The following is a 20,834-nucleotide window of genomic DNA, read 5'->3' on the forward strand; positions in this document are numbered from 1 at the left end:
CCCCTAAAAATATTATTAATCTTCAACTTTCTTTGGCTGTGTTTTACCCAAATTTCTTGTCTTCGGTTTCGGTACACTCAAACCGATAGCTATTTGTGTTTCTACAATAAAAATTTCTCTAAAAGTCAACGTGAATTCGCCACTAGTATTTTGCTTTTGAGTAAGCCCAACTGAGGTGAGGATCATGTTTTTATACTGCCGCGAGTTAGTCTGTAGCGTTACAGGCTCACCACTGCGCTGTATTGATAACAATTTCTCGTATGCATCTGCGATACGATCTGATGATAAACTGTTTAACAGCGGAGATTGATAATCAGGTAGAAAATCAGCTATAACATGATTAACAGCTTTTGCGCCAGTTTTAAAATGTGATGCAAAACGATTAACCACATTTTCAGCTTGTGCAGTTACTGTCTTAATCGACATTGGCAACGGATAATCAGAAAAATTAAAACCTAATAAATTATCAAATGAAACTAAATTAGTTGCGTATCCAACAACTAAACCATTAACAGTAACTTCTTTGGGTTCTAACATTGCATGATCTACAATATTAGCCCCATTTTCAATCGGGTTTTCCGTTACTTTTAGCTTTGATGTGTGTTGTTCAACTGTATTAATATCAAGACTAAATGTCGCGCTCTCAGTAATAATCAAACCACTATTTTTTGAAAATTCATTCAATATAGATTGAAACATTAGTTAGATCCTAAAGCCGTTTGTGTGTTATCGTTTATCCGTCTTGCGGTGTTATCTACAATATTATAAACGTTATCAAAACCCTCTTGTGGGGTGGTAACATTCATCGTATTATTGATTGTTACTGCATTGTTATTATTTACATTTTTGTTGGCTGACATGATACCGCTTGCTTTTGCACCGTCAGTGCTGAGTTTCCCGTAAATGTTCGTATTTGTTAATCGTTTAGTTGTTACCTCGACATCTTTGTCATCATCTTCACCTAACCCTATCCACGATAATACTCCTTTCACTTTACTTTTAACCGTATCAATGAATCCAAAAAACCTCTCTTTTATCCAGTCAATCGCATTCTTGAATGGTGCTGTAATTGATTCATGAATTTGTAAAAACTTTTCAGCAAATTTGTTGATAGTATCTTCACTATCTCCGATCCACTGATTGAACAAATCTTTCACAAAATCCCATGCGGATTTAAACGGTGCGATAATAAAATCTAGAATAGACCAGAGCGTTTCACCTAGTTTTTCGGTAATCAAGGTGATGTCATCTTTCCAGATGTCAAATAAATCATTAACGAATTTCCAAGCGGCTTTAAACGGTGTGATAATAAAGTCTAAGATAGCCCAGAATGTTTTACCTAGTTTTTCGGTAATAGTGGTGGTATCATCTTCCCAGATATCGAAGAAATCATTAATCAATTTCCAAGCAGATTTAAACGGTGCTAGTAATAATTCAAAGATCGCTTTGAATATCGCACCAATTCTATTCACAACATCACCGGCATCTATGCCAAGCCAATCCATTATCTGGCAAATAGCTTTATATGATTTGCGGAACGGAAAAGTTAGCACATCAATAATAAAATAAAAAACCCTACCGATTATATCGACTGTTTTACTTACTACACTACCCAGCCAACACATTATCAGACAAATAGCTTTATACGATTTTCGGAACGGAAAAGTTAGCGCATCGATAATAAAATTAAAAATTTTACCGATTCTATCGACTGTTTTACTCGCTTCACTTTCAGACATACCGAAAAACATTAGTATGCTTTTAAATGCTTTTGACGGAAAAGATTTAATTTTTTCTATTAATGATCTAAAGCCGTTAACAACCGAATCAAATAGACTTTGTGATAGAGATTTTATTTTTTGAGTATCTCCTGACCATAAATCTTTAATGAATTCCCAAAATGATTTTGCAAAATTCCATGCAGCTTTAGCGCCATCAATGAATGGTTGCCAGTATTCCCCAAAAATGCTTTCACCGCCATTCATATAGGTCATAAGGTCATCGATCAATAACATTAAAGCAGCCAATAACCCAAGTATTATGCCTATCGGGCTAAATAAAAATGCTCGATTGAGTATCGCCCAAGCAATACCCAGCGCAATGAGTGCATTTTCCCAACCGATTGTATTTGTAATTATTTTGTCAATAAATTTAATAAAATTTCCAACAACTTGAATCGTCTTTCCAACAGTTTGGGTGATCTTGGTAATGCCGTCTGCTATCAATTCTTTGTTGATAGTTAACCAGTTTTGGAAATCAACAATTAAATCCGTGATAGCTGGCGCAAGATTTAGGGCAATCTTGGTTTTTACACTATCAATTGCATCCCCTGCCTTGCTCATTTCTTGCTGATAACGCTCTGCTTGCTGAAGCTCTTCCTGTGAAATATTGAACAGCAAAGCTTTTTTTGTTGCCAGCTCTTTAGCTTTATCAATCGCATTATTAAAAGCACTAAAAATTATTTGACCAGATGAAACTGCTATATCAATTAAGCCAACAATACCAAGCTTCAATTTGCTAAGTATTGAGTAGGTTTTATTTAGCGCATTACCTGCACTTCCTATTGATGTTTCTGTTTCTTGAACAGCTTTGTTTGTATCTTTTTGTAAGCTGTTAACTGCATCAGCAATCCGCTTGGCGCCAGCTTGTAACTTATTAACAACTTTTTCAATTTCAGCAACTTTTGAGGCGTCAACACCAATTTTTATTAACAATTCTTCTAAAAACATTATTGTGCCTCACTTTGTTGTTGCTTTTCTGCTAATTTAGTTTCAGCTATTACATTATGCATATCTATAACATCATCCAGAGAATATACTGTTCTGAGATCGTGAAGCGTCGCATATTTATTTACAACAACGCCCCAAACAAACCAGTCTATATCACTGTCTCCGCCACCGTCTCCAAGTTGGCTGTACTTAGCTTGGATGCAATGCCACTTGGTAAAAAAGCCAAAAAATGGAATTTTAATCCTTCGATAATTACTTGATAGTAATGGCTTCTATGATTATTAAAAAACTCACCTGATTCTTGTGGTTTTTGAAACAGTACTTTTTTACCGTTTTCATCTACTGCTGTGACATAATCAAGAATGAATTTTTCAATTTCGGCAAATTGTTCAGAACCAATATTTGATGCTAATTGACCAATATCAAAGCCTGATTTGTTGCCATCCAACGAAAAACAGCCCTTTAAAAGAGCTGTTAATTTTTTGAGGTATTTATTAGCTTTGAAAAAATCAGCCTGTTTGAATGTGTACGTTACATCATCAATAATAAAATCTGTGTTTTGCATTATAAACCACCTTTAATATTAAATTCTGCCTTAGTCGCTTTAAATGTCCATGTTACGCCGTTATGTGCTGTTCCACGCGCATGCGTAGGTGGCGTTGTAAACCAACAACCAGTTAACAAAAATTCATCACCATTACGCAAATCTTTATATGTGATTAATTTTCCTGTTGCTGCCGTCGGATTGTTAATTTGAGAGCTACGCAACTTATTGAGTTTTTCGTTCGTTTCAGTGTGCTGTAATGTTTTAATCGTTACTGTTGCACCACGATTACACGAATGAACAAATACGCCTTTACCGTTGATCCCGTATGTAATATCACCGTCATCGCCGATAGGCGCTATACTGATTGAATCCTGTGCATTCTCATAACCTGTAATTTCAATACCGTCAATTGTTAAAACGGCATCTTCTAAAGAAAATGATTTAGACATGTAAACCTCTATCGATTGAATTGAACAATAATATCGACGCTATGACCTGCGCCAGCGAGTTTTAGAGCGCAATTAATTGGCATCATCTTGCGAGCTTCTCTATCTGCTGTATCTTGCATATCAAACGAGTCAGAATAGAAATAATAGCCATTGATTTGGTCACCATATGATAGCTCACCAAAGTCGCCCAAAGTCCATTTTCCAAGCCCTAAGAAGCCATTATTAATAAACTGTTCGCCAATCACTTTAATTGAGCTGATTAAAATTTGCTGACCTCGGTCGGTTTGTGGAATTTTGGTTGATTGACCTTGTAAAGTATTGAAAGCCTGAACCTGCACTGCGTTAATGAACGCATCTAAGCCTGTCGTTTCATCAATAAACGTACCACCAAGCATAACTCCCTCGGCTAGCATGTTTACACCTGCATAATCAGTATAAAAATTAATACCTAACCGACGGCATTTTGTCGCCTCGTTAACAGTAATTTTATCGTCCGATGTGACGCTGACTTCTTGCTTAAACTTAACTGTTTTAGCCGTATTAATACCAGTCCAAACTGTTGTTAATGCAATACCCATCAATTCGGCTGCAGCATGCATATTGCCTTTGTTGTTGTATTGCACCATTAAACGACCACTATTACGTTTTGCTAGCGTTTTGAGTACGTTAGTATCAACATATTCAATGTTAGCTGGTCGGATTTCTGTGTACGCCATGACTTTTGCATTTTCCACACCTTGAGCCACCACCCAATCGTGAGCCTCAACTAATTCGGCGTCGGTGATCGTATTAGCAAAATAAACGCCGTACCAGTTTTGGTATTGATTTTGTAACTTGTTAAGTGCTTCTGCTGGTGTTTCTTTGGTGTAATTTATAGCGGCTTCACCATTGATTAGAACGCCTTTTCCATCCACTAAGTTGAGCATTTGACCTATATACGATCCATCCGAATTATCATCAAACACGTAGCTGAAATTATCTCCTTTACCTTCTTTATTTGATGTTAAAATAAATCGACTTCCAACCTCATCATAAATAAAGCTCACACCTAACTCTTTGAGTTTATTATTTATAGTATTTGCAACACTACTCATGCTCGAAACACTAGAAAAATCCAGATTTTTAATATCAACCTTATTTTTGCCAAAATAGTAAGAAAAATAACCGTCTTTGATATTTTTAAATTGAATATAACTAACAGATACAGCTGAACCATTGATTTTTGATTTAATCGCTGGTGCCATGTATTTGTTTTGCATATATTTAGCAATAATAGCTGTTTTCGGTTTTGGTCGTGCTGAAAATAACGCAGATGCCGCACGATAAGCATCCGAATTGGTTCCGAATAATGATGCCACGCTGTCAACATCAGATACAACGACATAACGCGTATCTGGATTTGTGAACTCGTCGCACATTTCATTAGTGAAAATAGCAACCACGCTTAAATCGCGTTTTTGCACACCTCTTGGTGATTGTTGTAGCGTAACATCTACAACTTGACTGATTGGTAAACTCATTATTACCCTCTTTGTATGTTGAATTTTACTGTGTTGCCTCGGTTCACTTGAACCTTGACGATAGGATTAATTGAAAACGTAAGATCGACCTGCGCATGCTGTTTTGTCCCATTGGGGATAGTTGTCGGCACACTTTGAATCTGTGAGCATTTGAGATAGCCCATACCTAGATGTTTTAATCTTTGCCAAATGACAGTTAATCGCATTGATTCTGTGAGCTTACACAGCATATCGTAAGCATTTTTACCGTACGCATTGACAGAGATAGTGACCTCGCACAATGTTGATATAATCTCTTCTTCATCAGTACCGTTGAATTTCACCTCGGTACCGATATCTGTCTGATACGCATTTAGCACCGTGATAAATGTATCTTGCTCTGAAATGTCCTGAATATCGTTAGCATCTAGTACTAACGATTCAGGTAACGTCAAGATATCCGCTATCATGCGCCTAATATCCGTCATATCTAGTCGCGAGACAGTCTTAATAGCCATAATTACTCCATATTGAATCTGAGATAATGGGGAATTGCATATTGTGATGGTGAAAAATCATGCTGTTGGTTAATTTAGCCCTAGAAAACACCCTGAAGGTTGGATTAAACCTGTTACCTTCTAGCTAAACTTTCAAATCGTCATTGCTGAAAAATTAGATGATGCATGTCATATTATCCAATCTTGCCAATTTAATTTTATTGGCATTATGATTGATTGAAAATTGAATTGGGTTTGTGGTGTTTCAAATATTTTAGGCAGAAAAAAAACGCTTTAGCGAGTTAAGTTAGAGTAATACAGCAATAAAAATATCGACTCGGGTTGTTACTTTCGCAGTGTCCTGGAAGTCCTCGTCTACTCGGGCTTCCCTTTCACTTTTTTTTACTTCTGTATCTATCTACTTGTTTTTTATAGTTATAAAGCCAAATTATGTATAAAAATTATTACACTCTTCGATTTAGACTACACTAAATTTTTCTATTAATATTTATCTATTAATATCTCTCATTGACTTCTTATCCGAATTACACTTTTCTATAACATTTAGCAAATGCTCGTTATACCTTAGACTATCGCCAAATGTCATTGATTTAGGTGGTAAATTCGGCAGACAATCACTTAATAAGTTGGCTGGTATCGGTCGATTGACGTAAACTTTTCGCTCTGTTGTACAGGCTGTCAGCAATATAAGCAGGAACACGCTCATTAGCACAATAATTATTCTTGAGTTGCTCATTGATTCGCTCCTGACGTTTAATAGATTCGTTTTCTAGTTCACGCTTGCTTTGCTCATTATCTGCTATGATTTGATTGTTTTTAGCAAAATCCTGATTCAACCGTTCGATTTTTCCTAATAGTTCATCATTTGTTTTTTCAATTGCCATTTTATCTCGATACAACTCAACATTAACATAAATCATAAACGCAAAAACAATCGCTATTGTGGTATATAATTTATTCATTTTAGTCCACTTAAGTAAACAGTCTTACCACCCTGCTTAATTGCTGTTAATACTATTTGACGGTTATGCGTTGGACTAAACCCAATATGCACCCATTGATTATGCTCTTGAATGAGTTTATCGAACTGTACACCTGTATCGATTAATCGTTGGCAAATCTCTTTAGGCGTTCCAAATGATGACTTAAAGTCTACCGCTAAGCCTTTTGTGTGCGCACTGGTAGATACGCCACCTACTTTTGAATTCAATGCAGGACAACGGTATCCAGATGTGATAATTATTTGCTTACCTAAAGTTTTTCTAACAAACTCCAACTTGATAGCTGTCAATTGCACATTGGGCATTAAATCAGCAGGCACAGAGTTATCGATTTTTAATCTATTAGCTGTCGTTGAGCGTGTAAACTCTTCTAATGTAAAATGTTCAGTTAATTTCATTAAAATCTTCCCGTTTTATCTTTAAATCTATCAGCAATATTTTTTATCATTTCTGCGCCCAACCAACTAGCGATGCTTATTGCACAATATTTTTCCTCATCTATCCACTGTTTACTTGTAGCTATCCAAGCCATCAGCTGTCCTGCATACAGAGCGACTATTACTTGACAAATAATTACCCGCAAGGTAAATGATTTGCCACTTAAAATATCAAAGGCGATTTTTGCAATAGAGCCGACCGCAGCAGCCATCAGTTGGTATAGCCAATCATAATTGTTAGGATCTCTGAGCGGCATAATTAAATCTTCTGATTAGTTAATGATGTGACAGCGTACTAGCTATTATGTAGTTATGTGTGTGTCTAGCATTGCTGTCGATTTGATGTTGAATGAATTAATCAAAAATTTTGACATAAAAAAACCGACTTTTGTCGGCTTAAAAGTGTTTAGATTTTTACAGGGAAAATAAAAAGCCTCTTAATTGAGGCTTTATGAATGCGCGCTACCGCACTATTTGCATATATTGTTATACGGATATCCGTATAAATCAAGATTTTTTAACTAACCTACTTAAAATCCGCAATTTTTTTCATATTATCTATTCTTAAAGTAGTCTATAACCCTTCCGCGGATGAAAAATTCTGCCTCGGATAGCATCAATGTAATCTTATCTGTCCTACAATTTACTATCTTAGCTATGCTAGAACAAGATTTTTTATGTATATATGCTGATTTAACTAAACTATGTCTTTCCGGACTATCGTTAAACAAATCGGTCATCGCCCTTTCTATTCTCTCAACTTCTTCATCCAGCAAATATTGTCGATTAGCGATCGGTGCGTTATATATAGTCGGGCGGCTTGCATTCGGCAGACCACTAGCGATAATCGAGTTTGACCACATTTTTAATAAAACTTTTGTTTCAATCATATCTTCCCTCTTTTATACATGGTATCTCTGTTCGGTTCATTGTTTTTCTCCACAATTCAATTATTTTAATCCCCGCTGAATATTTCGGTTCATTTACACTTTTCCAATTAGCAATCGTTCTTTCGCTAACCTTAAGATCTGTTGCTAGTCGTGACATCGATATTTTATTTCGTTGTAAATCGCTGATCACGATAAACCAATCAATTTTTTTCATCCTGTACCCTTTACTACAAAATTTTACAAGTTGAACACCTAACTCTTAAAAATTTTAGAAGTGTAGAAGCCTGCCAACCTTTTTATCGAGCATTTGATAACAACTGTTCAAGCAGTGGTTAACTCGTTGTAACACATGCCCTACCCGTTTTTAACATCTGCTTAATGCTAGCTATATGCATCATGCTTTTACTTGATGCTCCCTGCTCGGTTTTACATTCCAGCATTGCAAATGTATTCTCTGGTTTTGGTAGATAATGATTAGCTCGCTCTTGCGTTAATAGTCCTGTAAAAACAGCATGGTTTATAGCGTCAGTACGTTTTTCTTTATCGCTACCTAGCGAAACGAACACTTCAACGGTACGCCCGTACATCATCGATTCATCAACCATTCGCTCATATGCATCAATAAACGTTCGTCTTGCTCCAATTTTGTCGCCATTTCGGTAGACAATCTCAGCTTGTGACCATGCTTTTGCTATTTCATTAGTCCAAACAACCGTATTGGTTTCATCGCTAGCAAGTATTGCAATCGACCATGCTTCATCTGGTGATAAATGATTACTTGAACCGCCCATTAGCTTGATTAAATCCGCAGGTTTCGGCATAAACTGGCTTTTACGCACCCAAGCATTAGCGGCAGCCTTTAATGATTGAATCGGATATTGCCCAATTGTTGACCAGTAAATATTGACCTTGACAGTGCTTGCTTGTTGTCCGTAAACTTCAAGCAACCCACCAATAACCGCTAAAAATTCATCTGTAATCTTTGCCACTGCTAGCTCCTCATACTCTCTAAAACTGCCCTATTCCGTTCAGCAAGGGTCATGACTTTAGATGGTATGCCATTAGATGCTTGTTGCTGATTGTTCAAATATCTATACTCAAATGTTTGCCAACCTCGGCTTAAAGTCATTTCAATAAGCTCGTTAGCGTTATACCCATCTTGTATAGCTTTGTTTAATTCACGAATTAGATAATTAATAGCACCCTGCATTACAGGTTTCTTTATCGATTTTCTAAATTTAATAAAATCGTCAATAAGATTTTTTTCTAACACGTCATCAAGCCCAGAAAAATCGAATCCGTTAATAACTAGGTTATTGACTGGTTCTTTGACTGGTTCTTTGACTGGTTCAATAATCTGACTGGTTATGGGTGCAGCATTTGCACCCTCAATTGGTGCAGGAGATTCACCACTAGGTGTAGCATTTGCACCACTAATGGAATTATTTGCACCATAGAGTGCAGCATTTGCACCGCTAAAATTTAAGTAATAAATATTAGATTTATTGAGTCCGTTTTCGGATTTTCTGCTTTCAATTTTTAAATATCCATTAGAGGCTAACCATGAAATGTGATTTTGCACGGAGCGCTCAGAAATTTCGCACTGTTCAGCGATATAAGCAATTGATGGAAAACATTCACCTTTGTCGTTAGCGTTATCAGCCAACTTAATTAAAACCAGTTTTCTAAGTGGATTGCCAACTTTCATTTTCATGGCTTCAACCATTAATAACATGCTCATTGTGCAACCCTTTTCAGCGTATAGTAATAACAAATTTTTTTAGTCTTCTCATTGATTTTATGATACTTATCTTTCATATAGCCATATTTAGACAGCTTACTGTTTTCTCTCAATCTTGCACTAATCGCTGGTGTAGTATCAAACTGGTTAAAACGTTTTTTAATCTCGCGTTGAATATCGTCTAGTGTTCGGTATTTACCGTCACTACAAACCGCGATAACGCGCTCTTGTTGCGATTTTGGCATTGATAGATTTTCATTGTTTAATTTACTCATGCGTGCCTCGAAGTAGCTTTATTTCCGTAATACAGCCATTCAACAGAACAGTTCAAAGCTTTAGCTATCTCTACGATACTCCTTGGTTTTTCTATATTCCCAGATTCTAAATCGCTAATTGATTGTTGTTTCATACCGACTAAATTAGCTAAAAAAGATTGACTTATATTTTGCTCAATTCTTTTTTGTTTAACTCGTTCTCCAATTGTCATATTTAACCTTAATAAATCTTAACAGTTATAACTGTATTAAATAACAGTTTGTACTGTTTGTCAATTACAGATTTATCTGTATTATTTCGTCTAACATATAAGGGAGACTTTTAAACATGAGCAATCTTGGTCAACGAATCAGAGCAAGACGAGAAGAATTAAATTTAACGCAGGAACAAGTAGCGTCACAAGTTGGGATCAAGCAACAATCTTATCAAGCAATTGAAAGTGGAGAAGTAAAGAAACCTCGCTATTTATATGAAATATCTATTGCTCTTAAATGCGATATGGCATGGCTCTTAAGCGGAAAAGAGAAAGAAGTAAAAAATATAGAACCCGTAAATCTAAAGGCTTGCCAAGTTCCGTTAATTAGTTTTGTTCAAGCAGGAGTATGGACAGAATCATGCGAATTAAGAGATTCAACAGGATTTGAATACATTATGACATCATTGGAATTATCAGATAAAGCGTTTGCACTAAAAATAAAAGGCGACTCCATGGAGCCTGAGTTTAAAGAGGGAGATGTTGTTATTATTGATCCTGAGATTAAACCAATACCGGGGGAATTTGTTGTTGCGATGAATGGCGAATCAGAAGCAACTTTCAAGAAATATCGTGAGTTAGGATATGATGAACATGAAAGAATGCAATTTGAGCTTATTCCGTTAAATCCTGACTATACAACAATGAGCACATTAACCCAGCAAATAAGAATAGTTGGCACAATGGTTGAACATAGAATATTTAGGAGGAAAAGATAATAATAAATCATTAGGGTTATAAGAGCAGTCAAGTATTTTAGCGTTTTTATTAATATAAGAAAGATAATTTAAATAATATAAGGTAATAAAGATGAATAATTTTAAAAACAAGCTAGATAATCACTCGGAGCATGTAAAAAAGGTTGGGAGTCACTGCGCTACAGAAGAAACAACCAAACAAGCGTTAATATTACCACTACTTGATATATTAGGTTTTACACCTTACGATCCAACTAAAGTAAAAGCAGAATTTAAAGCAGATTTTCCGGGAGAAAAAGCTAATGAACGTGTTGATTACGCTCTTTTCTGCCAGGATGTACCTGTAATGTTTATAGAAGCAAAATCATGGAATGAAGAATTAACAAATCACTGCCCTCAACTTTCTAGATATTTTAATGCAACACCAGAAGTAGCTGTTGCAGCAATAACCAACGGGAGAGAATGGAGATTTTTTACTGATTTAGAGCAAAAAAACATTATGGACTCAAGCCCTTTTTTAAAAATTAAGATTGAAGAATTACAAGATAATGATTATGAACAACTTTATCAATTTAGATACGATCAATTCAAACCAGAAGCTTTGAGAACATTAGCAGAAGAAAGTATTTATTTTTCATTATTTACTAAAACAATAACTTCCACTTTACGGGAGTCTCCCGTTGACTTCGTTAAATATGTAGCAAATAAGTCAAATATATCAAGACAATTAAACCAAAAATTCCTTGATAGCATTACTCCCATTGTAAAAAATGCTATTGAAAGAGCTGTAAGTAATATGGTCGTACTTGGTTTAACAGGAAAAAAAGAAGTATCAGATGATTTATCAAATGGCAACAAAGAAGAAATTACAATAAATGACGAAAAAGCCGATATTATAGACCCTGAAAATAATAAAATTATTACTACCTATTCTGAAAGAGTTTTGTTTGATCATATACATTCAATAACAAATGATGATGAATTAACCTATAAAGATACTGAATCATATTTTAATGTGCTTTATCAAAACAAATCTAATAGATGGATAGTACGATATTACGATAATAGACAACGCCCATCAATTCAATTGCCAATCGAACTAAGCGATAAGATCAAAGATGAAGTTAAAAGGGCTGGATTAGAAATTGGAGCAGGAGATCAAATTATTATTGATAAACCAGAAAATGTATTAAGAATATCCGGAATAATTCTGGACGCATATGAATACACAAAAAATGATGAAAATTTCAAAAGAAAATAACTATTTGTTTATATTATTTTTTAAAGCCCTTTCTATCGGGCTTTTTTACACCTCTACCTCTATACTTTAAACCCACTTTTATTGATAAAAAATAGTCAATCAGTTCGATTACAGTTAACAATACAGTTAAAACTGTTTATTTTTAACATTTTTAACTGTATTATTATCAATCCAAAATAAATCAACTTAAAAAAACAATCAAGCAATACCACGAGTTACTTAATTAGTTAAGCGAAATTCAGGTAGCTATCGGAAGCATATGAAAGTACAGCGGTTTTGATAGCAATTACAGTAATACGGCATCGGGAGTGCGACTTAATCACTCCTAGCCTTGAGAGAGATCAACTAGCAATCAAGTTTTTTAGTAAAGAGAGGGCTATTTAAGTTCAAATCAAAGCATATTTATAAAGTACGCTTGAGTTTGAAATATAAGTAGAATGGAAATAATTATGAATTTAATTAATGCTGATGTGAATTCAATTGCTGAACGCAAAAATGATGCAATGTTAAACTGCCATTTAAGTAAATTAGATTATCAAGATGCAAGAGAAACAAGCATAAAAATACTTTCTGAAGAGCTATATGACCAGCTCAGCGATGATGATTATCTAGAAATCGAGGACAAAATAAGAATAGCATTTGGCTGGAACGACATTAATCCTGATTCAGTTCAAGCCGCCTTAATGGCTATATGTTATGTAGAAGCAGAGTATCGTTTTAACGAAAAAAATAAACGATCATTTTATTAATCTAACGAATTCTGATAGCTCGGAAAAGTAATTAAATGACAACCTACATCATTTGTACCAGATTTAATGTTGCAAAAAAAACTATTTTTGTGGAACCAGATCGAGTCCTATTTTGAGGACAGAGGCATTTATTGGAATGATTTATATTTAATCTAAAACACAATTAAATTTTTAAAGAAAGTCTATATATAAAACAGAAAAAACACAAATAAAGCAGTGGACAAAAAGATTATCCGATACTATTAATTTAGCCAAAAACCAATTTCCGCCCGCCCCTGCCAATTCTCTTGCGCTACACAACACATCTAAAGACAAACTAATCCAAAAAATATTTAACTCATATTAGTTAGATGCAAAACAAAAAGACGAAAAAACTAGGTAGAAAAATCAATTGCACATTTCACGATATCAAAGCTAAAGCTATTTCGGACTACGACGGAGCAACTAAAGATAAACAGTTATTTAGTGGTCATAAGACCGAGGCTAAAGTTAATACATACGACCGAAAAGTCAAAGTTACACCGACGTTAAACCCACCCAAAAAGAAGATTTATTCTAACTGTATATTCTAAGTATTGATGATTTTAAAATGACAAGGTTTTATCTTATTGATGATAAATGGAGGCGCGTCCCGGAGTCGAACCGAGGTAGACGGATTTGCAATCCGCAGCATGGCCACTCTGCCAACGCGCCTTGGTGGTCTATCTGAATAGGTTGTGAATATTAGCATTGGCTTGATTAGCCGTCAAGATCAAATAGATTATAATTACAGCAATTACTTCATTTTTATTTAAATATTGAAAATCAATTTTTTAGATATTTAATACACATAAGTAAAAAGTATGCAAATTAACCATTGTTAGTACAAAACTAACGTAGAAAATTATGTAACTAGTTTTAGTGATTATTTTCAATTTGTCTCATATCCTTTAGCACCACGTCAGATCTGTTAGATTAAATTTGCGCTAATACACATTGACCTATTGAGTTTCGCCCAACTTTTCATAAAATCTCTACACGATATGCTCACCTATTTGAACAACAATAAATTAATCAACAAGCTAGAATGATATGAAGTTCCACATACTCAGATCATAATTTAGTAGTGGTAAAATTTACAATCCACAATTAATATATAACTACATTTTTCATTCATGCTATTAGCAAATTAGCTAATCATTAAGGTATAAGCAAATCAACATTAGACCGATGGATAAAACGCATGTATTGTTTATCAACAATCCAAACCTATAAAATACACTTATATAAAAAGACATTTACTCAATTTTCCAGTTAGTAAGGCTTGCGCATTATTACCGATAAAAACGTTTAGATGCACACTAAGCTGCTTGGAACAATTAAAAACTTACTTAATCACAAAAAAGGCAGCTATATTAAAGCTGCCTTATAATAATCAATAAAACCTAAAAATTAATTTCAGTACCGACAAAATAGCGTCTACCTTCTAAGGTTTTACCAAAATCTTCGTTACTAACATCTTTATCAAATAAGTTATAAACACCGACATAAACTTTAGCTTGTTTATGTAATTGGTAAGATGCACCGATGTCCCAGAAAGTATAGCCAGGATATTCAACTTTTGTGCCATTACGGTTGTTTGATGACTCCACACCATAATAGGCTATTTTAGCCCACAAATCCCATTGCTGTGTGGCATACCAATCTAGTTGAGTATTGAATTTTTGTTTCGGTGTACGATTTAAAGATCGTCCTTTATATTGACCACTTTTTTGTTCTGTTTTTGTCCAAGCATAATTAGAGCTTAATAAAAAATCAGAAAATAAAGGCGTTTTAAATGAAAACTCAAGACCTTTAAGATCAGCTTTACCCACATTTTCTCGACCTTGTATAAAATCAAATTTTCTACTATAACCGTTCAATAAACATTTGCTACCACTTTTACGATCACAAATATAATAGGATTGAATTTTATCTTTATATTTTGTGTAAAATGCGGTCGCCGAAGCATCGATACCATAATCATTGGTATAGCCTATACCAATTTCAAAATTATTTGATTTTTCTGGTTTTAAATTTGGATTTCCAATGATTACACCATCTGAATATCCACCCCCAGTTACTTGCCCCCAATCAGTTACAACGTAACGCAATTGTGGTGTAGCATAACCTGTTGAATAACCACCTTTTAAGGTAAAGTTATCATCAATATTCCAAACACTGTAAACCCTAGGATTCCAATTGCTACCATAATTTTCGTCTTTGTTATAACGCAATCCTAACGTTAAACTCCAATTTTCTAAAATTCGTAGTTCATCTTCACCAAATAGCGCATAATTCCAACGATCTATTTTTGACAATGTTGTTTTTAACTGATTGCCTTTGTCATGTAGCTCTTGATAATTATATTTTCCGCCTAAAGTCAGCATATTAATACTAAAAGGAATAGTAACACGTGTATCTACATCTGTATTTCGAATTTTCATCTGTCTTTTAGGGTTATTATTACCTTCATAAGCGACAAATGAAGTGGTAGATACATCACCAAACAAACCATTATGTGTTAGTGCAAATGTATTTCGTCTATTATCTCTATTAAAATCACTTCTAGATTTATCTCTTGTTTTACCTGCCGTTGCGTTACTATTTTGTAAAGATCGTCCAAAATCCAAATCAAATGTTTGTGTTTCAGTAGCATTTAAAGATAATTTACCATTTAAACTACGTAATTTTTGCCCAGCATGACCACTAAGAAATTCATCTTCGTGACGCTTTGAATACTGTCCGTACAGTTGAATACCTAAAATATCATCAATAATCGGTCCTATCGTTGAAAAGCTACCAGTGTAGGTATCTTTTTCTTTTGAACGATAAGGAATAACCGACTCTAGACGCAAACCACTTTGCCATTTATTTGATACTTTTTTAGTAATAATATTAATAACACCTCCCATTGCATCAGAACCATACAATGACGACATAGGACCACGTACAACCTCAATACGTTCAATTGCTGTTAATGGCGGTAACCAACCTTGCTCAAATCCTGAATTATCACTGTTCGGTCTGGTTTCACGAGTGCTAATTTTTTTACCATCAACTAATATTAAGGTATATTTAGCATCCATCCCGCGAATACTAATATCAGTAGAATCCCCCCCACCGGTGATATTTACACCTGGGATATCTTTTAGCGCGTCAGTAACATCGCGATAAGGTTTATTTTCGATCTCTTTAGGTGTAATAACCGAAATGGTTGCTGGCGCTTCTTTTACTTGTTGAGAAAACCCCGATGCAGTAACAACCATGGTGTCAGTATCTGAATTGCTAACCGCCATAGCAGCACTTGATAATGACAACAAAATACTAGTATTAATGACATGTTTTGCCAATTTAATCTTCTTTTTTGCGTTCATTTATTATAATCCCATTATTTATAATGATATTTACAGTTTTATTCATCCTAGGCACACTACACCATATGAGAATGATTATCAATATCTTTATAAAAAATTATTTAGATCTAGACAATTTACTTTTATTAAATAATAATTATTATCATTTACAATGATGAGAGAAAATTGATATGAACAAGAAAAAAAAGTTACTTTTGAGTAGTATTGCTGTGATAGTGTTAGGTTTAACCGGCTGCCAATCATCGACAACAATGAATGTCACTACTGATAATCAAACAGTGGTCGTTCCTAAAGCACCTAAAAAAGTGGTAGTAATGAACTATGGCGCATTAGATACGTTAGATGCGTTAGGTAAAGGTTCAATAGTTGCAGCCACCCCACGGTCAGTTATCCCATCTTACTTGCAACAATATAATAACTCCTCGATTACCGATACAGGCAATATGAAAGAACCCAATATTGAAACTATCAAGCAGGTTAAGCCAGATTTGATTGTTATTGATGGACGTCAGGCAAGTAAAGCCGAAGATTTATCTAAAATTGCCCCGGTTATTAATTTAAGTGTTGATGCCAAAAATTACGTTGAATCAACCAAAGATCATATCCAAGTGCTAGCAAAAATTACGGGAACAGAAAGCAAAGCGGATAGTATCATCCAATCATTAGATAAAAAAATTCAAAGCACACAAGCCTTAGCTCAAGCCAGTGCTAAAAAGGCTATTGTTGCTATTCATAATGATGGAAAAATGATTCTTATCAATTTAAGCTCAAGTGCAGCACTGATTCATGACGTACTAAATGTTAAACGAGCGGTACCACTCACCGTTATGCCTGCGAATAACGCAATAGGCAAGCCAAAACCAACTTTTGTTGATGATAATTATATTAAATCGGTAAAACCTGATATTGTTTTTGTGGTTGATCGTAGTAAAGCAATCGGCAAACAAGGTATGGCTGAACACTATTTTTCTCAGCAAGTACTAAACAAAAGTAAAACACATGTGGTTTATTTAACGCCAGATCTATGGTATTTGTCTGGTGGAGGTGCTGAAAGCATAAATCGTCAAATTGACGAAGTCATTAATGCATTAAAATAATAGTGTTTAATTAGCAAGTTTAACTTCCTATTCTTTAAAAGCCTTTATTGGCAATAAAGGCTTTATTTTTTATTAGATAGATAGTGAAATAATATCCAACAAATAATCCTTTTTATCCAAGTAAACTGGCTACTTTCCGTCGCTATTGCCATAGCTAATAAATAAGCCAAAGCATTGTTAATATAAATTTCAAATTTGAAAATCGGTGTATCAACTATAATAAAATGTGATAAAATGCCGACCTCATTTTAATTTGCAAATGATAATTAACAAATATAGTTTATTAATTCTCAAACAATACCTCTTTAAATATAAAACACTATTATAAATACTATGAATATCTCACCCCCTACCATTGGATTTGTAAGCCTTGGCTGTCCTAAAAACTTAGTTGACTCTGAGCGAATTTTAACCGAACTACGTACACAAGGTTATCAAGTCGTACCTAGCTATGACAATGCAGATCTGGTCATTGTTAACACTTGTGGATTTATTGACAGTGCAGTACAAGAATCGCTTGAAGCAATCGGCGAAGCACTAAACGAAAATGGAAAAGTCATTGTAACTGGATGCCTTGGTGCCAAAGAAGATCAAATTCGAACCGTACATCCAAAAGTTCTTGAAATATCTGGCCCACATAGCTATGAAGCGGTTTTAAGTCATGTGAATAAATATGCCCCTAAACCCGAGTACAACCCTTTTACCAGTTTAATCCCGAGTCAAGGCGTTAAATTAACGCCAAAACATTACGCTTATCTTAAAATTTCTGAAGGCTGCAATCACCGCTGCACATTCTGTATTATTCCATCTTTGCGTGGAGATATGGTTAGCCGACCAATTGGAAATGTCTTGGATGAAGCAAAACGTTTAGCAGATAGTGGCGTTAAAGAGTTATTGGTCATTGCCCAAGATACTTCAGCTTACGGTATCGACATCAAAAATCGCACCAATTTCTGGAATGGAATGCCATTAAAAACTGATATTCAAACCCTGTGTGAACAACTATCAAATTTAGGAATTTGGGTCAGATTGCATTATATGTATCCTTACCCAAGTGTTGATAATCTAATTCCATTAATGGCGGATGGTAAAATTTTGCCTTATTTAGATGTGCCATTACAACACGCAAGCCCAACTATTTTAAAATCAATGAAACGCCCCGGATCGATTGAAAGAACCTTAGAACGTATTCACAAGTGGCGCGAAATCTGCCCAAATATTACATTACGTTCAACGTTTATAGTTGGATATCCAGGCGAAACCGATCAGGATTTTGAACTACTACTTGATTTTTTGTCACAAGCACAATTAGATCGAGTTGGCTGTTTCCCATACAGCCCAGTAGAAGGTGCTGTTGCGAATGAACTGGCAAACCAAATTCCAGAAACAATCAAACAAGAACGTTTTGATCGTTTTATGCAATTACAGCAAAAAATATCAACGAAAAAATTACATACCAAAATAGGCAAAACACTAGCTGTTATTATTGACGAAGTTGATGAACAAGGCGCAATAGGTCGCAGCATGGCTGATGCCCCTGAAATCGACGGCGTTGTTTATTTAAACGAAGAAAACCAAGTTAATGTTGGTGATATTGTTCAAGTTAACATTGAACATTCTGACGAATACGACTTATGGGGAACGGTTAAACGTTAATAAAAACCATGAAACAACATTATAAACACGAAATAAAAAATCTCACTAAATTAGCGGTTCCTGTACTCGTTGCTCAAGTATCACAAACAGCAATCACATTTGTCGACACCATTATGGCTGGGAATTATAGCAAAACAGCCCTATCTGGTGTGGCTATTGCAGTGTCAATTTGGTTACCCACAATTTTATTTGGACAAGGTTTATTAACGGTGTTAACGCCAATTATTTCAAATTTAAATGGCGCAGCCAAACGTGACCAAGTTGCAAATCATACCCGTCAAGGTATAGTAATAGCACTAATCTTATCAATATTAATGATGTTATTTCTATACCATTCCGACAAGGTCATTAACTTAAGAAGCTCAGCCGATCACCCAATCGATCCAGAAATGGTTGATGTTGCCGTCTCATTTTTACGCGCCATAATGTGGGGTGTACCTGCATTCTTATTTTTTTTGGTCTACCGAAATCAATGTGAAGGACTATCAAACACAAAGCCAGCAATGGTGATCATATTCATTGCTCTCCTTGCCAACATTCCAATTAACTATGTTTTAATCTATGGAAAATTAGGCTTACCTGCTTTTGGTGGTGCTGGCTGCGGTATTACAGCGGCAATCATATTTTGGCTTATGTTTATATTAATACGCTTATATACACTCACTAGCGTAAACCAACGAGACATTCGTCAAACACCAATCAAAAAGCTGATTGACTTTACCATAATCAAGAGAATTGTTGTGCTTGGTACTCCTCTTGCGCTGGCTTACTTTTTTGAAATGAGCTTATTTGCTGTGATTGCATTATTAATTGCCCCATTAGGTCAAATAACCGTTGCTGCACATCAAATTATATTTACCATCAGTAGTTTAACCTTCGCTATTCCATTATCTCTTGGTGTTGCAACCAGTATTCGTGTTGGTTATTTACTGGGTAATAAAAAACCTGCATTAGCCAAACAAACCGCCTATATTAGTTTAGCTATATCGCTTGCCATGGCAATAATTGTTGCGTTAATTTTAGTTATTTTTAAAGCACCGATTGTCGCTCTATTCACCAAAGAAACAGCCGTCATGGCTATCTGTATGCAGCTCATTATATTATTAGCTATTTATCAAGCATCAGATTATTTACAAGTAGTAGCAAGTAACGTACTACGAGGTTACAAAGATACCCAAAGCATCTTTTTTATCACCCTACTTTCTTATTGGGTAGTTGGACTGCCCGTTGGCTATGTTTTAGGATTAACCAACCTAATCATTGAACCAATTGGCGCAGCTGGTTTTTGGATAGGTATCATATCAGGACTTGCTGTTGCGGCATTACTATTAATAGCTAGGATGATCTACATCCAAAAACAACCCGTTGATGTTATTTTAGAACGAGCATCAAAATAAAATTACCTATATAAGAATTTAATAATATAGAAAGGATTAACTACATTTTTATAATAACTAATTATTGATTTTTCAATAATTAAAAAAATGAGTTAATTCTTTAATAATTATCGACAAGTAGCCATTTTTGGCTATAATTTAGGCATGAGTCCAAAATAGCAAACCAGCCGATAAAAGAAACCTTTTCACTTTCTCCTTGTCGATATCAATCCCTAAATTAGGTTTGTCACTAATATCAGTA

Annotated in this window: 22 protein-coding genes, 1 tRNA gene and 2 pseudogenes; 7 read left to right on the forward strand and 18 right to left on the reverse strand. The window is 34.9% G+C overall.

Annotated features, from left to right (window positions below; genetic code table 11):
- Window positions 1-15: 15 nt before the first annotated feature.
- The 16 genes and pseudogenes from BQ5209_RS08310 to BQ5209_RS08380 all read right to left on the reverse strand — a co-directional run bounded on the left by BQ5209_RS08310 (window position 16) and on the right by BQ5209_RS08380 (window position 10,298).
- A complete protein-coding gene (locus BQ5209_RS08310; protein WP_085248072.1) occupies window positions 16-699 on the reverse strand; it encodes a phage baseplate protein in 684 nt (227 codons plus the stop codon).
- Window positions 699-2,729, reverse strand: a complete 2,031-nt coding sequence (locus tag BQ5209_RS08315) for a phage tail family protein (protein WP_085248073.1) — start codon at window positions 2,727-2,729, stop codon at window positions 699-701. The genes BQ5209_RS08310 and BQ5209_RS08315 overlap by 1 nt, the downstream gene beginning before the upstream one ends.
- A 148-nt stretch (window positions 2,730-2,877) precedes the next feature.
- Window positions 2,878-3,294: a phage tail assembly chaperone gene (locus BQ5209_RS08320; protein WP_085248074.1), complete on the reverse strand. Its 417-nt coding sequence runs from the start codon at window positions 3,292-3,294 to the stop codon at window positions 2,878-2,880.
- On the reverse strand, window positions 3,294-3,725 hold the full coding sequence (locus tag BQ5209_RS08325) for a tail tube family protein (RefSeq protein ID WP_085248075.1): 432 nt from the start codon (window positions 3,723-3,725) through the stop codon (window positions 3,294-3,296). The genes BQ5209_RS08320 and BQ5209_RS08325 overlap by 1 nt, the downstream gene beginning before the upstream one ends.
- An 8-nt stretch (window positions 3,726-3,733) precedes the next feature.
- Entirely contained in the window at window positions 3,734-5,245 is a 1,512-nt protein-coding gene (locus BQ5209_RS08330) for a DUF3383 family protein (RefSeq protein WP_085248076.1), read from the reverse strand.
- A 2-nt stretch (window positions 5,246-5,247) separates the two neighbouring features.
- Window positions 5,248-5,742 (reverse strand): phage neck terminator protein, encoded by a 495-nt coding sequence (locus tag BQ5209_RS08335; RefSeq protein WP_085248077.1) that lies wholly within the window; start codon window positions 5,740-5,742, stop codon window positions 5,248-5,250.
- 487 nt (window positions 5,743-6,229) lie between these two features.
- Window positions 6,230-6,448: an Rz1-like lysis system protein LysC gene (gene lysC, locus BQ5209_RS11100; RefSeq protein ID WP_442345852.1), complete on the reverse strand. Its 219-nt coding sequence runs from the start codon at window positions 6,446-6,448 to the stop codon at window positions 6,230-6,232.
- Window positions 6,357-6,704 (reverse strand): DUF2570 family protein, encoded by a 348-nt coding sequence (locus BQ5209_RS08340; RefSeq protein WP_085248078.1) that lies wholly within the window; start codon window positions 6,702-6,704, stop codon window positions 6,357-6,359. Before BQ5209_RS08340 ends, lysC begins: the two co-directional genes overlap by 92 nt.
- The gene (locus tag BQ5209_RS08345) at window positions 6,701-7,141 is read right to left on the reverse strand and encodes a D-Ala-D-Ala carboxypeptidase family metallohydrolase (RefSeq protein ID WP_085248079.1); all 441 of its coding nucleotides are present in this window, start codon (window positions 7,139-7,141) and stop codon (window positions 6,701-6,703) included. Before BQ5209_RS08345 ends, BQ5209_RS08340 begins: the two co-directional genes overlap by 4 nt.
- Window positions 7,141-7,437, reverse strand: a complete 297-nt coding sequence (locus BQ5209_RS08350; RefSeq protein ID WP_085248080.1) for a hypothetical protein — start codon at window positions 7,435-7,437, stop codon at window positions 7,141-7,143. The genes BQ5209_RS08345 and BQ5209_RS08350 overlap by 1 nt, the downstream gene beginning before the upstream one ends.
- A 297-nt stretch (window positions 7,438-7,734) precedes the next feature.
- Window positions 7,735-8,070 (reverse strand): antiterminator Q family protein, encoded by a 336-nt coding sequence (locus tag BQ5209_RS08355; protein WP_085248081.1) that lies wholly within the window; start codon window positions 8,068-8,070, stop codon window positions 7,735-7,737.
- Complete coding sequence (locus tag BQ5209_RS08360) at window positions 8,063-8,284, reverse strand: hypothetical protein (RefSeq protein WP_085248082.1); 222 nt, start codon at window positions 8,282-8,284, stop codon at window positions 8,063-8,065. The genes BQ5209_RS08355 and BQ5209_RS08360 overlap by 8 nt, the downstream gene beginning before the upstream one ends.
- A gap of 118 nt (window positions 8,285-8,402) precedes the next feature.
- A complete protein-coding gene (locus tag BQ5209_RS08365; protein WP_085248083.1) occupies window positions 8,403-9,059 on the reverse strand; it encodes a hypothetical protein in 657 nt (218 codons plus the stop codon).
- A 116-nt stretch (window positions 9,060-9,175) separates the two neighbouring features.
- Window positions 9,176-9,811: pseudogene (locus tag BQ5209_RS08370) on the reverse strand (helix-turn-helix domain-containing protein); the annotation flags it as partial.
- A complete protein-coding gene (locus BQ5209_RS08375) occupies window positions 9,808-10,086 on the reverse strand; it encodes a hypothetical protein (RefSeq protein WP_085248085.1) in 279 nt (92 codons plus the stop codon). The gene BQ5209_RS08375 and the pseudogene BQ5209_RS08370, both read right to left, overlap by 4 nt.
- Entirely contained in the window at window positions 10,083-10,298 is a 216-nt protein-coding gene (locus BQ5209_RS08380) for a helix-turn-helix domain-containing protein (protein ID WP_085248086.1), read from the reverse strand. Before BQ5209_RS08380 ends, BQ5209_RS08375 begins: the two co-directional genes overlap by 4 nt.
- A gap of 116 nt (window positions 10,299-10,414) precedes the next feature.
- On the opposite strand from BQ5209_RS08380, the gene BQ5209_RS08385 reads away from it, so the two are divergent.
- The 4 genes and pseudogenes from BQ5209_RS08385 to BQ5209_RS11050 all read left to right on the forward strand — a co-directional run.
- On the forward strand, window positions 10,415-11,059 hold the full coding sequence (locus BQ5209_RS08385; protein WP_085248087.1) for a LexA family protein: 645 nt from the start codon (window positions 10,415-10,417) through the stop codon (window positions 11,057-11,059).
- A 91-nt stretch (window positions 11,060-11,150) separates the two neighbouring features.
- Window positions 11,151-12,299 (forward strand): type I restriction endonuclease, encoded by a 1,149-nt coding sequence (locus tag BQ5209_RS08390; protein WP_085248088.1) that lies wholly within the window; start codon window positions 11,151-11,153, stop codon window positions 12,297-12,299.
- Window positions 12,300-12,748: 449 nt separating this feature from the next.
- Complete coding sequence (locus BQ5209_RS08395) at window positions 12,749-13,048, forward strand: hypothetical protein (protein WP_085248089.1); 300 nt, start codon at window positions 12,749-12,751, stop codon at window positions 13,046-13,048.
- 371 nt (window positions 13,049-13,419) lie between these two features.
- A pseudogene (locus BQ5209_RS11050) lies at window positions 13,420-13,620 on the forward strand (integrase); the annotation flags it as partial.
- Window positions 13,621-13,667: 47 nt separating this feature from the next.
- On the opposite strand, the gene BQ5209_RS08405 reads toward BQ5209_RS11050, so the two are convergent.
- Together BQ5209_RS08405 and BQ5209_RS08410 are read right to left on the reverse strand one after the other, a co-directional pair.
- Window positions 13,668-13,741, reverse strand: a tRNA-Cys gene (locus BQ5209_RS08405).
- 731 nt (window positions 13,742-14,472) lie between these two features.
- Window positions 14,473-16,443, reverse strand: a complete 1,971-nt coding sequence (locus tag BQ5209_RS08410; protein WP_085248091.1) for a TonB-dependent receptor domain-containing protein — start codon at window positions 16,441-16,443, stop codon at window positions 14,473-14,475.
- A 170-nt stretch (window positions 16,444-16,613) separates the two neighbouring features.
- Here BQ5209_RS08410 and BQ5209_RS08415 point away from each other — a divergent pair, with 170 nt between their 5' ends.
- The 3 genes from BQ5209_RS08415 (at window position 16,614) to BQ5209_RS08425 (ending at window position 20,593) form a co-directional block, all read left to right on the forward strand.
- Window positions 16,614-17,540, forward strand: a complete 927-nt coding sequence (locus tag BQ5209_RS08415; protein ID WP_085248092.1) for a siderophore ABC transporter substrate-binding protein — start codon at window positions 16,614-16,616, stop codon at window positions 17,538-17,540.
- A 333-nt stretch (window positions 17,541-17,873) separates the two neighbouring features.
- Window positions 17,874-19,196, forward strand: coding sequence for a 30S ribosomal protein S12 methylthiotransferase RimO (gene rimO / locus BQ5209_RS08420; protein WP_085248093.1), 1,323 nt, complete (start codon window positions 17,874-17,876; stop codon window positions 19,194-19,196).
- An 8-nt stretch (window positions 19,197-19,204) separates the two neighbouring features.
- Complete coding sequence (locus tag BQ5209_RS08425) at window positions 19,205-20,593, forward strand: MATE family efflux transporter (protein WP_085248094.1); 1,389 nt, start codon at window positions 19,205-19,207, stop codon at window positions 20,591-20,593.
- The last annotated feature ends 241 nt before the right edge of the window (window positions 20,594-20,834 follow it).

The organism is Gilliamella mensalis, from assembly GCF_900103085.1.
Classification (GTDB): domain Bacteria; phylum Pseudomonadota; class Gammaproteobacteria; order Enterobacterales; family Orbaceae; genus Gilliamella; species Gilliamella mensalis.